This window comes from Sporomusa sp. KB1 (assembly GCF_007830295.1).
In the GTDB taxonomy this organism is placed as follows: Bacteria; Bacillota; Negativicutes; order Sporomusales; family Sporomusaceae; genus Sporomusa.
In genome coordinates this window covers 3667615-3682990 of sequence record NZ_VLKC01000002.1, presented here as the reverse complement: position 1 = coordinate 3682990, position 15376 = coordinate 3667615, and the positions used below count along the sequence as shown (strand labels likewise).

The window sequence follows — 15376 nt, the reverse complement described above, 5'->3', positions numbered from 1 at the left end:
TTCATGCACCGACCTTACTATAGCTGAGCCAAATACACCAAGCGTTCTTTAATAGCTATTTGCTTTTCTACGAATTCGGCCTGTTTGGCTTTTTCCTTCTCAATGACATCAGCAGGAGCCTTGGCGGTAAAGCCGGGGTTACCCAATTTACCGCTAATACGTGATAACTCTTTGTCTAAATTGCTGAGTTCTTTGTTCAAACGAGCAGTTTCTTTTTCGACATCAATAAGTCCTTTAAGCGGCAAATAAATTTCAACACCGCTAACCACCGCTGTCATAGCATTTTCAGGCGTGACATCACTAGCTGCAAGAATAGTTATCGGCTCGGCAGCGGCTAACGTTTTAATATAGCTGCTATTATCCTCTATTTTTTCCTTGAGCTCACAGGAAGCCATTTTTAAAATTACTTGGCTCTTTTTGCCAGGATGTACATTGACTTCGGCCCGCATATTGCGCACTGCCTTAATGGTTTCCATAATGACGCCCATCAGTTGTTCGTCCTCATGGTTAGTAAGCTTCGTATCTTCCACTGGCCAGCCAGCTGTCATTATGCTAATTCCCTGGTGTGGCAGACTCTGCCAAATAGCCTCGGTAATAAATGGCATAAACGGATGCAGCAGCTTCAAGGTATTACTAAGAACATAGTGTAAAAGATATTGCGCTACTTTACGGCTTTTGTCATCTTCTTTATTATAAAGGCGGCTTTTTGCCAATTCAATATACCAATCGCAGAACTCGTCCCAGATAAATTCATATACCATGCGAGCCGCTTCCCCCAGCTCAAAACGCTCAAGATTGCGTGTTACATCAGCCACGGTGGCATTATAACGGCTCAAAATCCAGCGGTCAGCTAGTGTAAACGCCTTAGAATCAGGCGTAACCTCCTGCTCAAAGCCTTCCAAATTCATCAGTACAAAGCGTGAGGCATTCCAGATTTTGTTGGCAAAGTTCCGGCTGGACTCCACTCGTTCCCAATAAAAACGCATGTCATTACCAGGGGTATTACCCGTTATTAACATAAATCGCAGTGTGTCTGCACCGTATTTATCAATTACCTCCAGCGGATCAATGCCGTTACCCAGCGACTTACTCATCTTCCGACCCTGGCTATCGCGCACCAAACCATGAATAAACACATGCTTAAAAGGAATATTTTTTTGGAACTTCAGCCCCATCATAATCATTCTGGCTACCCAGAAAAAAATAATGTCATAGCCGGTTACCAGTACACTTGTGGGGTAAAATTGCTTGAGTTCAGCCGTATCCTCAGGCCAGCCCATGGTGGAAAACGGCCATAACCCGGAACTAAACCAAGTATCAAGCACATCTGGGTCTTGTTCAACCTTCCCGCCGCACTTAGGGCAAACGGTTATATCTTCCCGGGATACAGTAACCTCACCACATTCGCAATACCAAGCCGGGATACGATGCCCCCACCAGATTTGACGGGAAATACACCAGTCCCGAATGTTTTCCAGCCAATTAGTATAGATTTTTGTAAACCGCTCGGGAACAAATTGAATTTGGCCTGAAGCTACGGCCTTAATAGCTGGTTGGGCTAGTGGCTCCATTTTAACAAACCATTGCTTGGATACTAATGGTTCAACTACTGTGTTGCAGCGTTGACAATGCCCGACCGCATGACTATGTTCATCAATTTTTACAAGATAGCCTTGGTCTTTCAAGTCATTTACTAACATTTTACGGCATTCATAGCGGTCCATACCCGCATACTTACCGGTATCAGCTGTCATTGTACCATCAGGATTTATAACAACAAATTCGGCTAACTTGTGTCTTTGGCCCATATCAAAGTCATTCGGGTCGTGAGCGGGTGTAATCTTTACGGCCCCGGTCCCAAACGAAGGATCAACATATTCATCAGCTACCAGCGGCAGGCGGCGGCCAATAAGGGGCAAAATTAAATATTTGCCGGCCAAATGTTTGTAGCGTCCATCCTCAGGATGAACAGCTACACCACTGTCACCTAAGATAGTCTCAGGCCGTGTAGTTGCTACCGTAACATACTCGCTGTCAGTACCTTCTACCAAATATCGGACATGGTAGAGATGGCCCGGTTGTTCTTCATGCTCAACTTCAATATCACTTAAAGCCGTATTACAACGCGGACACCAATTAGTGATGCGGTGTCCCTGATAAATAAGCCCCTGCTCATACAAGCTGACAAAAACCTCGCGTACGGCCTTAGAGCAACCCTCATCCATAGTAAAGCGCTCTCGTTCCCAGTCGCAGGAAGCACCTAGGCGCCGGAGCTGATTAGTTATCCGACTGCCATACTGGCCTTTCCATTCCCAAACTCGATTAATAAATGTTTCACGCCCCAGATCATAACGGGTCTTACCCTCCTTAGCCAATACTTCCTCCACTTTAATCTGCGTAGCAATTCCGGCGTGGTCGGAACCTGGCATCCATAAGGTATTATAGCCCTGCTGACGTTTAAATCGAATAAGGATATCCTGCAAAGTATTGTCAAGCGCATGACCCATATGGAGCTGCCCGGTTACATTCGGCGGCGGTATTACAATACTAAATGCTTGCTTTTGAGGGTCAACTTCAGCATGAAATAACCTGTTATCTTCCCAAAATTTATACCACTTGGCTTCTACTGCCTGGGGGTCATAAACGGTTGAAATATTGTTGGTCTGTTCTTGTTCCATAGTTCCTCCTTGGATAAATATAAAAAAGCTCTTTCGTCCTCTAAGGACGAAAGAGCTTTTGTTTCTTCCGCGATACCACCTTTGTTTCCGGCATAAACTAACAGCCAGACACTCACATTGCCATTACGTGGCAAAACCCGGCTGTACCTACTTAATTTTTCAACACAGCAGCTCCCGGATGACCTTCAGCATGCGCACTGAGAAACCTTGCAGCCAAGAGCTTCCTCTCTGAACAGTCGCGCTAGCGTACTCTTCCGTTCATCACTATTCATCATATATAATTGACTTTATTATACCTATCACAGTGGACAGTGTCAAGTTCTAACCGGTTCATATTGTAAGTCTTCAGCCTTAATTAAATCTTTTGTGAAACTTAGTACATATTTTCTTTTAAAAAGAAGGAAAATTCATTATAACGTTGAAGTTCATTATTGAATATTAAAAATATTACGTTCTTATTATCCGTTTTCCCCAGTACCCAGTAGTTTCTATTCTATCACAAGGAGTGTGAACACAGTTAATGGTAAAACTAACTATTGATGGACAAGTCATCGAAATTGCCAAAGGAAGTACTGTCTTAGAGGCTGCCCAGCAAGCGGGAGTAACTATTCCCACTTTATGCCATCTCGCTGATTTAACCCCTGAAGGGTCCTGCCGTGTCTGTGTCGTAGAAGTGGAAGGAGCCAAAGGACTTGTTACCGCCTGCACCTACCCAGTATCCGAAGGGCTGGTTGTACGCACCAACTCGGCAACCATCCGCGAAGCACGCAAAAGCGTAGTTGAACTTATGCTCGCTAACCATCCACAAGATTGTCTGTCCTGTCAGCGCAACCTGGATTGTGAGTTGCAGTCGCTGGCAAACCAATTCGGCATCCGCGAAGTTCGTTTTGAAGGCGAGCGCCGTAACTTTGCTGTAGATGACAGCAATCCCTTCATCATTCGGGATAATAACAAATGTATTCTTTGCGGACGTTGTGTCCGGGTTTGCCGGGAAGTGCAATGCTGCGATACCCTTGAATGGACAAACAGGGGATTTGATACCAAGGTCGCACCGGCATTTGACGAAGACATGGTCAATTCGTCCAGTTGTTTATTTTGCGGAACCTGTGTATCGGCTTGCCCAGTAGGCGCTTTGACCGAAAAGCCTATGCATCTTGCTGGTTTGCCTGATAAAAAAGTTAAAACAACCTGCCCCTTCTGCGGTGTAGGCTGTAACTTCGATCTAAATGTAAAAGACGATAAGGTTATTGGTGTTACCTCCAATCTAAGCAGTCCGGTTAATGGTCGTCTTACCTGCGTTAAAGGACGTTTCGGTACTGACTATATCCACAGCCCGGAACGCCTTACCACGCCATTGATAAAAAAAGACGGCAAATTTGTTGAGGCCAGCTGGGATGAAGCGCTTGATCTAATTGCCAGCAAATTTGGTGAAATAAAAACTGCCTATGGTGGCGACGCGATAGGAGCACTTAGTTCTGCCAGATGCGTTAACGAAGATAACTATATCATGCAAAAATTTATGCGCGCAGCGATCGGTACCAACAATGTCGATCATTGCGCACGTACTTGACACGCTCCCACTGTGGCCGGTCTGGCCACTTCATTCGGCTCCGGAGCAATGACCAACTCTATTAATGAAATTCCCCACAGCAAAGTTTTGTTTGTAATTGGGGCTAACCCAACTGAAGCCCACCCTGTCATTGGCGCAAAAATGCGGCAAGCTCTCCGCAACGGTGCCAAACTCGTGGTAGCTGATCCGCGAAAAACCGAACTGGCTGGCAAAGCCCATGTTTGGCTGCGTTTGAAACCAGGCACTGATATTGCTTTAATTAACGGTATTATGCGCATCATTATCAAGTCCGGCTGGCATGATAAAGCCTTTATTGAAGCCTGCACAAACGGGTATGAGCAGGTTGCTGAAACAGTAGAAAAATATACCCCCGAATATGTAGAAAGCATCACCGGCGTGCCAAAAGATTTACTGCTTGAAGCAGCTAAAATCTATGGCACAGCTGAAAAAGCACAGATTTTTTATACCTTGGGAATAACCGAACACGTATGCGGTACAGATAACGTTATGAGTTTAGCCAACCTTACCCTACTGACAGGTAATATCGGCAAACCTAATACTGGTGTAAATCCAATGCGTGGCCAAAACAACGTACAGGGTGCCTGTGATATGGGTGCTTTGCCGAATGTTTATCCAGGCTATCAAAAAGTCGATTTCCCAATGGTTCAAGATAAATTTGAAAAGGCGTGGGGCGTAAAACTATCGAATAAAGTGGGACTCATGATTCCAGATATGTTCGATAAAGCCGTTAGCGGCGAACTCAAAGCCATGTATGTTATGGGCGAAGATCCCGTTCTAACTGACGGCGATGCCAATCATGTCCGCAAAGGACTCAAGAATTTGGATTTCCTTGTTGTACAAAATCTGTTTCTAACCGAAACAGCCAAGTTAGCTGATGTCGTTTTGCCAGGAGCCTCCTTTGCTGAAAAAGACGGCACCTTTACCAATACGGAACGTCGTATTCAACGGGTTCGCCAAGCCATCAATCCGGTCGGCAACAGCCGCGCAGACTGGCAGATTTTGGTGGACTTATCCACACGGATGGGCTATCCGATGTCCTACAATCATGCGAGTGAAATCATGGATGAAATAGCCTCTCTCACCCCAAGCTTGGCGGGTGTCTCATATGATCGTCTTGAAGCAAGCGGCCTACAATGGCCGGTTCCGGATAAAAACCATCCTGGTACCCAGTATCTGCATGCCAATGGCAAGTTCAGCTGCGGTACTGCCAAGTTTGTGGCCATTGACAATCAGGCTCCTGGCGAAGAACCAGATCCAGAGTATCCGTTCCTGCTAAGCACAGGCCGAATTCTTTATCACTACAACATAACTACCCCCGGTTACTCAAAAACACTGACTGATTTCCGTTCTGAAGAACAAGCCATGCTACATCCTGATGACGCAAAACGTCTGGGAATCCAGGATCAAGAAATCATTAGTGTGTCCTCACGCCGCGGCAAAGTTCAAACCAAAGCGTGGATTACAGACCGTGTATTGCCGGGAGTTATCTGGATGTCCTTCCACTATCTCGCAACCCCAACCAATGAACTTACCAGTGGTAACTTAGACAAAACAACCAAAACCTACGAATACAAAGTATGTGCAGTCAAAGTCGAAAAGCTTAATTAATTAGAAGCTATAAAACATAAGATCTGTGGCACTTAGCTAAGTGCCACAGATTTTTTTATCCCAAAGGGACACCTTTTCACACATTGCGATCCAGCGGTTACTTCAACACACAGATAACATTTGTATACTATTTTTTGACAACTACTTGCACTGAAGTTTATCCTGCATTTATAATGGAATTTGTATAAGCCATTAGATAAAGAAAAGAGGTAATTATTGCAATGATTCCAGTAATATCAATTGTGGGACGCTCAGACTGTGGTAAAACTACCTATTTGGAAAAATTAATTCGGGAAATAAAACTGCGAGGCTACAAGGTTGCTACCATAAAGCATGATGTTCATGGCTTTGACATTGACAAGCCTGGTAAAGATACCTGGCGTCATGCGCAAGCAGGTGCCGATATTGTTTGCATCTCCTCACCAGAAAAAATGGCAATGATAAAAAAAGTAACCAAAGAATTACTGCTTGAAGAAGTAGCCGCCCATATTAATGGGGTTGATATTATCTTTACAGAAGGCTACAAGCGAGAAAGTAAGCTCCGGATTGAGGTATTTCGCAAAGAAGCCTGTGAAAGCCCGCTATGCTCAAAAGAAGAATTACTGGCAATCGCTTCTGATACAACTATCTATGATGATATTCCTCATTTTTCGGTAAATGATCCTGCTCCTATGGCTGATTTTTTGGAAAAAGAACTCTTACAAAAAAATAGATAAGTCTTAACTCGTGTGCTAGATAAATGCAAGGGCTGCCGGGAATATGGCTCTAAAACTGCTTAGAATGAATAATTTTAGGCGGCTTTTTCTTTTTCTATGAAAATATTCTCTTTACTTTAAGCATCTGCCAGTAAGATAATCTCTACCTCAGTACCTACCTTTAGCGGCGGCGAATTCTCCGGAATAACAATCAGTGCATTGGCGGCCATAGCCGATTTTAACATACCATTGCCCTGGGCACGTGATGGTTCAACTAAAATATCTGTATCAGCCTGCCAGCACCGTGCCCAGACAAAACGTTTGTCACCTGTCTTTTTCTTAAAAGGAGAAGCCAATATGCCCTTAATTCTCGGTCGCCACCACACCTTACGCCCCGCCATTTTCATAAGCATGGGCCGCCCCAATTGTTCAAAAGAAATTGCTGCTGCTGCCGGGTTACCTGATAAGCCCAAAAAGAGTTTTCCATTGCGAACCCCGGCTAATACAGGCATTCCAGGTTTCATACTCACTCTGTCAAATAGTAAGGTAACGCCTAATTTTTTGTATACTTCACCAATAAGATCATAATCGCCTACCGAAGCACCACCGGTAGTTATGAATACGTCACAGTCGGAGGCACTTTCTAATAAATGCGCAATTTCATCAATATTGTCAGAAGCGTTACCTAAGAATACTGCCTGTCCACCTGCTTCAGCTACTTGCGCACAAAGCATATAACTATTTGAGTTACGAATTTTACCTGGTGCGAGGGGAAAATCAATAGGTATAATCTCACTACCTGTGGCAATAAGTGCTACTCGTGGTTTACGAAAAACATAAGGCTGGCTTTTACCGAGGACGGCTAACATCCCCATTACCCCGGCATTTATGATCGTCCCCTGGGCAACAACCTCTTCCCCCTGAAATATTTCATCTCCCTGCAAACATATATTTTTTTCTGCGCCTCTGCCATCCAAAATGCTGACACTATCGCCATTTACAAGCGTGTCCTCTAAACGAATTACGCCGGTAGCTCCAAGCGGTATAGGCGCACCTGTCATGATGCGGCTGGTTGTTCCGGCGCTAATAGTTTTACTAGGGTTTCCGCCTGCCGGAATATAGTCAATTTGCTTGAGCATTACTGGATTTTCAGGAGTTGCAGTAGTCACTTCCTCGGCAATCATAGCATAGCCATCAAGCGGCGAACGATTAAATGGTGGAAAGTCCATGTCAGAGGTTACTGTTTCTCCTAAGATACGTTGCCAGCACTCGTGTAATGCCACTCGTTCCTTAGGCATTACTGTTACTAAATTTAACAAAATTTCCTGAGCAATTTCCAGTTTTACTGACACTAGATTATTTCCTCCTTTATTTTTATTTTCCAAACGCGTAACACGGAATAGGAACATTCTTTACAGTCGATACAGAGTCTGCCCATTTCCGCAAAATCCTGTTACTTACTCTGTCGCCTGCAAGTAGTCTCGGATTAACCTGCTAGATTCCTCTGACTCGTTCTGGATGGCTATATATGTTTAAATGTTCACCCCGCGCAAAGCCAATAACCGTTACACCAAGTTCTTCAGCCATATCAAGGGCCAACGTAGTAGGGGCTGAGCGAGCAATAAGGACCGAGATATTCATTTTACTGACTTTGAGCAATATCTCCGAGGATACCCGTCCGGAAAAAACCAACACTTTATCCCGAGTACTAATTCCTTCCAGTAGACAACGACCATACAACTTGTCAAATACATTGTGCCGCCCAATATCTTGACTCCAACAAATCAACTCTCCAGCAGCGGCCAACGCACCCCCATGCACACCGCCGGTGAGGCGAAAGGTTTCCGACGCTGCCTCTAATAATTTGGAATAGTGCATAGCCTCGCCGGGTGTAATTGTTAAATCTGTCGCCACTGTCTTAGCTGTCAAAATATCATTCACAAAATAAAAGGCACTGCGCCCCTTACCACAGCAAGCAGTCAGATATCGTTTCAAAAACATCTTTTCGGCGGCAATCTGACCTGAAGTTGTGGTAACATGTATGACACCTTTACCTGTATCAATAGCAAGAGTTTTGATATCATCAACCGTCTGGATAATACCCTCTGTAGCCAAAAAACCTATCACCAAATAATTTTCCTCACCAGCGGCAGCTAACATGGTAACAAGTTCCTTGTCATTCAAATAGATCGTAAGCGGTATTTCCTCGACAACCGGTTCCTCTATCTTGACAATCTCCTGTCCACGAATTTTAATAACTGGATAATTACTCGTTCCTTTGAGTGCATCCATGATCTCACTCCTTTTGGGTACATTCCCGGTACAATTCTTTTAACCTAGCCGTAAAGCAGCCAGGCACTATTTGCTGTCTGCCAATTGGACGGCCGTCAAGCATTTTTACCGGAATCACTTCCATAACAGAACTTGTTAAAAATATTTCATCAGCCTCAGTTAGCTCTTCAGGTTTAACTGGTCTTACTTCTACAGGCATTCCTGAAGCCTGTGCCAATTCAATAATACAATTCCGGGTAATGCCAGGTAAGATCCCACTATTTTCATCTGGTGTAATCAACCTGCCTGCTGTAACAAAAAACAGATTACTCATTGAACCTTCGGCTACGAAACCGGCTGTATTGAGCATAAGGGCTTCCTGAGCCCCCCGCGCTTTGGCCTCATTTTTAGCCAGAATATTGTCAAGATAGTTAGCTGACTTTATCCCTACTAGTGGCGAAGATAAGTTGCGCTGTAGCGTAGCCGTAGCTATGCTCCAACCCTCTGGCGGCAGCGGCGCCGGCAGTGGCAAGGCAAACAAAATTATTGCCGGTTGACCGCATCTACCAGGGTCAGGCCGCGGGTTCCCGCTTCCTCTTGATACAGTCAGACGTACTGAAGCATCTATTAGCTGATTTTCGTTTAGCACGCTCGTAATAGCCGCCTTGAGTTCAGCATGCGAAGGAAGTGTAGGCCACCGTAAGTAATCTGCGGCATTTTTCAGGCGATCTAAATGTTCATCTAATCTAAACACTCTGCCATTATAGACGCGCATAGTTTCAAATAAACCATGTCCATAAAGAAACGCATGGTCTAGGGGAGAAACAACAAATTCATCGGCTGAAATAAGCCGACCATTAAAATAAATAATCATTCTATCAGCCGCCTTTCCTATTAGACCTGATAACCTAATGACCGCATAAGTGCCCGTGCCTTATCCAAACTTTCTTCATACTCAAGTTCTGGTATAGAATCGGCTATTATGCCGCCACCTACCTGATAGTACGCATACTCATCTTTAATAACAAAAGTCCGAATAACAATATTTAAATCCGCATCGCCGTTAAAATCAATATAACCGATTGAACCAGTATAAATGCTGCGACGTACTGTCTCAAGCTCATCAATAATTTCCATAGCGCGTACTTTGGGTGCGCCGGTAATGGAACCTCCGGGGAAAGAGGCCATAAGTAAATCAATAATATCTTTGCCTTCAGATAGTTTGCCGACTACTGTTGACACCAAATGAAATACTGTCGCATACTCTTCCAGCCTGATTAAATCAGGCACACGGACACTGCCAAATTCACATACTCTCCCCAAATCATTACGCTCAAGGTCGATAATCATAACCAACTCGGCCCGATCTTTCTCACTGGCAGCCAGTTCTTCGCGTAACAAACGGTCAGCCTCAGGATTTTTGCCGCGCGGTCTTGTACCTTTTATTGGCCTGGTCTCTACCCTGTTACCATTAACTAACAAATAGCGTTCCGGCGAAGAACTGGCCACAATTACTTCGCCAAAATTCAAATAGGAAGCAAAGGGTGCCGGGTTAATATGTCGCAAATACCGGTATAACTCATAGGGCGGAACCGTTACCTTGGCCTTGAAGCGCTGGGTCAGGTTAACTTGAAAAATATCGCCAGCGGCAATATAGTCGATGCCTTTTTGTACCATTGCACAGTGGCCCTCACGGGTAAAGTTAGATTGATAATCACCCTCAGGCACTTGCGGCTCTGGCACAGGTAAAGGTTTAGCCTGAGCAACTAGCGCCGTTAACTCTTCAATACGACGCTCAGCCCGCTGCTGCCGGAGCAGTTCATCCTGTTCCGGCAAACCATTGGCGGCAACATAAGCCTTGTTAGCATGGTGGTCAAAAATCAGAACAGTATCATAAAAGCCTAACATACAATCAGGATTATTTAAGTCATCTATACTAAAATCTGGAATAGTTTCCAGTAAATATCCCATATCGTAGCCAAAATAGCCGATAATTCCACCTGTTAAAGGTGGTAACCCGGAAACTTTTTGGGTTTTATATATTGCAAGCAGCCGCTTTAACTCAGCAAAAGGATTACCCTCAAAAGTGCGGCGGCCATCCTTTTCCTCAATATGTATTGTCTGTCCTTTACTTGAGAATATAAGAAATGGGTCATAGGCAATAAAGGAATAGCGCCCCATACCATAAATGTCCTTGCCGCTGTCTAAAAATACACTATAGGGCTGCTGGGCAAACAGCGCAAATACCTCAGCAGGCGATAAGGTAATCGTTATCTCACGAATAATCGGTGTCGGTTTCATGTACCGGCTGGCCCCTTTCTCTTGCATGTCCAGTTTGGATTTGAAGCGAGGAAGTTAACTAACATAGCATGTCCATCTTCGGTAAGAATAGACTCCGGATGAAATTGTACGCCTTCAACCGCATACTTTATATGACGAATACCCATAATTTCGCCTAATTCGGTCTCTGCAGTAATAGCTAAGCAATTAGGCAGAGACTCCCTTTTTACAATTAGCGAATGATAACGAGTAGCTGTCAGCGGACTTTTTAAACCGCTAAAAACGCCTTTGCCATCATGATGGATAAGCGAGGTTTTACCGTGCATCAATCGCGGCGCACGAATTACATCACCACCAAACGCCTGTCCAATAGCCTGATGACCAAGACATACACCAAGAATCGGAATTTTACCCTTAAAATAATCAATAAGTTCAAGACTCACTCCAGCCTCATTCGGTGTACAAGGGCCAGGTGAAATAATAATATGGTCTGGCGACAACTCTTCGATCTGAGGAATAGTCACTTTGTCATTACGAAAAACCCGAACATCCTCTCCCAGTTCGCCAAGGTATTGAACGAGGTTGTAGACAAAAGAATCATAGTTGTCGATCATTAGTATCATCTTTCATTCCTCCTCGGCATTATTATACCAGAATTACTACTAATATTACTATCTACATAATGAAATGGGCCAGGGCGAACCCTGACCCATTTCTGTTTGAATTAGCAGAACTACAAACTCTGCTTACCATTTGCAAAATACATTTCCACAGAATCATATTTTTTCTTTTCTACGAATACTGGAACATCACCAGTTGCGGCAAAAATTGCCTTTTGCCCCTCAGTTGCAAAACCATCAGTATACAAAACATTTTTATTGTTCGGCCAGTAAACCATATTCCCAAAGTCAGCAACATCCATGCCGGCATAATTGGGAACTTCACTGGCAATTGCTGCTCTGACATCAGCAATATTTTCATATTTAATTCCTAAGCTATTTAAAGTTTCAATTAATATTTGCAGTGTTGCTTTACCCGTTTTAGGTTGAATTGCCGCACGTACTGCCTGGATTCGACGGTCGCTCCGGGTGTAGGTGCCATTGACTTCCGCACTGCTTACCAGTGGGACAACCATATCAGCGGCAGTTGCCGTCTTGGTCATGAACATATCATAAACAACCAGGAAGGAAAGTTTTTGCAATAAGGCAGATTCTTGTGGATAAGCGGCCGGATCCTCGCCAATAACCACCAACGCCTTAATTTTACCGCTTTCAATACCCTGAGCAACAGCGCTGACTGGCGTCACAAAGCCCATGTCAACTGCACCCTGAGTATTATTTTTGGTTCTGACAAGTATAATTCCACGATATGCAGCACCAATTTTACCAGTTAACACTGCCGCATAAGCCATTAGTTTTACCGCTTCTGCACTGACAGTGTCCTCATCAATTACAATGAGTGGTTTTGCTGCTTTCGCATATTTCTGGGCCAGAGCTTGTACCTCTTCACTGACCGTAACATCAGCCAATGATGCTTTGAGTTCGGCGAAACCTTCGGTTTTTTCAGCTACTTTGTTCTCATCCACACCTAAGTTCAGCAGCGCCTTAAGGAATACCTTCATATCTGCAGTATTTGCCAGTGATTGAGGCCAAGCTATGCTATTAACACCAGACAGTCTGATTTTGAAATCCAGTACCGGATGGTTTTCTTTAACATTGCCTAAAGTTAACACAAAGTCGCTATTATCAAGTTCAGCATAACTATTTGTGGAAGCATCATATCCCAATACAGAACCTAGACCGCTGCCTCCATCGACACTGTATGAAGTCTTAATGGTTGATTTCACGGCATCAGCCAGCTTTCCAGCCAAAAACAACTCTTCATTGGTTAGCCGGGGAGATACGACAACGCCAACACTGTCTTTACCATAAGCAGCAACAACAGCCTGCAGACGTTTAACCACTTCCAAATTGGCTTCGTTCCAGTCTACTTTGACAAACTGCCCGTTGCGTTTGATAACCGGTGCTGTCAGCCGGGCTTTGTCATTAACATGGCCAAGACCGAATTTACCTCGCTGGCACAACCAGCCATCGTCGTTAACCTTGTCTGGAGTAACACGGAATACAACGTCACCTTTATATTCTACATTAACGTTGCAGCCTACGCCGCAGTAGCCGCAAACCGAGGCCATGCTGTCCATATTGGCCGGTATTTGCTTATAGCTGACTTGTTTTTCCATGCAGGCACCAGTCGGACAGACATCCACACACTGGCCACAGGATATACAAGCTGTCTCACTCAGCGGCATTTTAAATTCCGGCATAATAACTGAATCAAAACCGCGGCCTACCAGGCCAATGGCAGTTGCACCAACAACCTCTTCACAAACACGGACACACAAACCGCATAATACACATTTGTCCGGATTACGTTCGATGAACGGATGATTATCAAATTCAGTTGTTTTGTGGCATTCAACCTTACTGTCTTTTTCCGTACTAACGTCATAATCCTGAATATATTTAATAAGCTGACATTCAAAGTAGTCCCGGCAACCGCATTCCAAACAACGCTTGCTTTCGCGCAGGGCTTCCTCTTCCGTAAAGGTTTTTGCGACTTGCATGAAGCTCTTATTTCTTACGTCGGCGTCTTCCACTGTCAGATTAGCCCTAGGTGCCTTGGCTCTGTCGGCCAAATCAGCTGCAGTTATGTCCTTCTGAGTGAAATATTGACTCTCGGCATGTGGCACCAAGCAACCGTTAAGGTAATTGTCAATTACTTGGGCAGCATTTCTACCTTGGGCAATAGCATCAATAGCAATTTTCGGACCGGTGACAGCGTCGCCGCCAGCAAATACTTTGTCCCTGTTAGTAGTAAATGCACCGCCGTTGACAATAATATTGCCGGATTTATCAGTAGCTATATCTTTTATATTGCCGATCACTGTCTTTTGACCGATTGCAGCAATGATTCTATCGGCTTCATATACGACAGTTTCACCAGTAGGCTCAGGTTTTCTCCGGCCAGAAGCATCCGGTTCACCCAACCGCATAATTTCACATTTTAAGGCTTTGGCCTGACCGTTTTCACCCAATACTTCGACTGGCGCCACCAGCAACTGGAATTTAACGCCTTCTTCCTGGGCTTCATGAATTTCGATTTTTTCAGCCGGCATTTCATCAATAGTTCTACGGTAGATAATGGTTACTTCTTCAGCACCTAGTCGCTTCGAAGTACGGGCCACGTCCATAGCGGTGTTACCGCCGCCCACTACCAATACTTTACCGCCTAAGGTAATATTGCTGTTCATGGTGACTTCCCGCAGAAAATCTATGCCGCCAAGAACGCCTTCCATGTCTTCACCTTTGCAACGCAGTCCCTGACTCTGCCAGGAGCCAATTCCCAGGAATACGGCATCATAGTTGTCATGCAGATAATCCAGGCTAACATCATCGCCAATTTTGGTATTATAGATAATCTCTATGCCCATTTTCGTCATCAGCGCGACTTCAGCATCAAGCAAAGCTTTGTCTAACCTATATTGCGGAATACCATAACGCAGCATACCGCCAGGATGAGGCATAGCTTCATAAATTACAACCTTATGTCCATCACGCGCGAGAAAATAAGCAGCAGTGAGTCCAGCAGGACCAGCACCCACAACGGCGACTTTTTTACCAGTCGCCGGCTTCATCGGCGGCTGATATTTGTTTCCATTGAGGTCAACCTCCGCAACAAAGCTCTTTAATTGAGCAATAGAAATTGGCTCTTCCACCAATTCGCGCCGGCAAGCGGTTTCACAAGGATGTGGACAAATTTTTCCAATACTGGCCGGAATCGGCATTTTATCTTTAATAAGTTTTAATGCTTCTTCATACTGTCCATTAGCAATAAGACCAACATAACCCTGGCAATCGGTTTGCGCAGGACAAGCCAGCATACAAGGCGGTCTGCAATCACCCCGATGGTCTGAGGCTAATAATTGCAATGCAGTTTTCCGGGCTACAACTGTTCTGCTGGTATCTGTTCTAATAACCTGACCGTTTTGCACAGAAGTTGCACAAGAGCGGACGAGTTTAGGGCTTCCTTCCACTTCTACCACACAAAGTCCACATGCGCCATATGGCTGGATTCTTTCATCATGACATAAATGCGGTATTTCTATTCCATGTTCAGCAGCGGCCTGCAGAATCGTTTGTCCTGCCGGCACAACTATCTCACGGCCATTTATATTTATACTAATTTTGCTCATT

At 44.6% G+C, this 15376-nt stretch carries 9 protein-coding genes and 1 other annotated feature; of the genes, 2 read left to right on the top strand and 7 right to left on the bottom strand.

What is annotated here, in order from left to right:
• Nucleotides 1-17: 17 nt before the first annotated feature.
• On the bottom strand, nucleotides 18-2678 hold the full coding sequence (locus SALPA_RS20720) for a valine--tRNA ligase (RefSeq protein ID WP_145098372.1): 2661 nt from the start codon (nucleotides 2676-2678) through the stop codon (nucleotides 18-20).
• A gap of 39 nt (nucleotides 2679-2717) precedes the next feature.
• Nucleotides 2718-2949 (bottom strand) — a binding site (T-box leader).
• Nucleotides 2950-3198: 249 nt separating this feature from the next.
• On the opposite strand from SALPA_RS20720, the gene fdhF reads away from it, so the two are divergent.
• Together fdhF and mobB are read left to right on the top strand one after the other, a co-directional pair.
• Nucleotides 3199-5877 carry a formate dehydrogenase subunit alpha gene (gene fdhF / locus SALPA_RS31625; RefSeq protein WP_145098369.1) on the top strand — a complete coding sequence of 893 codons (2679 nt, stop codon included), beginning with the start codon at nucleotides 3199-3201 and terminating at the stop codon, nucleotides 5875-5877.
• 221 nt (nucleotides 5878-6098) lie between these two features.
• A complete protein-coding gene (mobB, locus tag SALPA_RS20710; protein WP_145098366.1) occupies nucleotides 6099-6593 on the top strand; it encodes a molybdopterin-guanine dinucleotide biosynthesis protein B in 495 nt (164 codons plus the stop codon).
• A 116-nt stretch (nucleotides 6594-6709) separates the two neighbouring features.
• Here mobB and glp read toward each other — a convergent pair whose 3' ends face one another.
• The 6 genes from glp to SALPA_RS20680 all read right to left on the bottom strand — a co-directional run bounded on the left by glp (nucleotide 6710) and on the right by SALPA_RS20680 (nucleotide 15375).
• Nucleotides 6710-7924, bottom strand: coding sequence for a gephyrin-like molybdotransferase Glp (gene glp, locus SALPA_RS20705; protein ID WP_145098363.1), 1215 nt, complete (start codon nucleotides 7922-7924; stop codon nucleotides 6710-6712).
• Nucleotides 7925-8066: 142 nt separating this feature from the next.
• Nucleotides 8067-8864, bottom strand: coding sequence for a formate dehydrogenase accessory sulfurtransferase FdhD (fdhD, locus tag SALPA_RS20700; RefSeq protein WP_145098360.1), 798 nt, complete (start codon nucleotides 8862-8864; stop codon nucleotides 8067-8069).
• 4 nt (nucleotides 8865-8868) lie between these two features.
• Nucleotides 8869-9717, bottom strand: a complete 849-nt coding sequence (locus tag SALPA_RS20695) for an aminotransferase class IV (protein ID WP_145098358.1) — start codon at nucleotides 9715-9717, stop codon at nucleotides 8869-8871.
• Nucleotides 9718-9737: 20 nt separating this feature from the next.
• The gene (gene pabB, locus SALPA_RS20690; RefSeq protein WP_145098356.1) at nucleotides 9738-11144 is read right to left on the bottom strand and encodes an aminodeoxychorismate synthase component I; all 1407 of its coding nucleotides are present in this window, start codon (nucleotides 11142-11144) and stop codon (nucleotides 9738-9740) included.
• The gene (locus SALPA_RS20685; protein ID WP_145098353.1) at nucleotides 11141-11746 is read right to left on the bottom strand and encodes an aminodeoxychorismate/anthranilate synthase component II; all 606 of its coding nucleotides are present in this window, start codon (nucleotides 11744-11746) and stop codon (nucleotides 11141-11143) included. Before SALPA_RS20685 ends, pabB begins: the two co-directional genes overlap by 4 nt.
• Nucleotides 11747-11856: 110 nt before the next feature.
• Nucleotides 11857-15375 carry an FAD-dependent oxidoreductase gene (locus SALPA_RS20680; RefSeq protein WP_145098350.1) on the bottom strand — a complete coding sequence of 1173 codons (3519 nt, stop codon included), beginning with the start codon at nucleotides 15373-15375 and terminating at the stop codon, nucleotides 11857-11859.
• Nucleotide 15376: the final 1 nt, after the last annotated feature.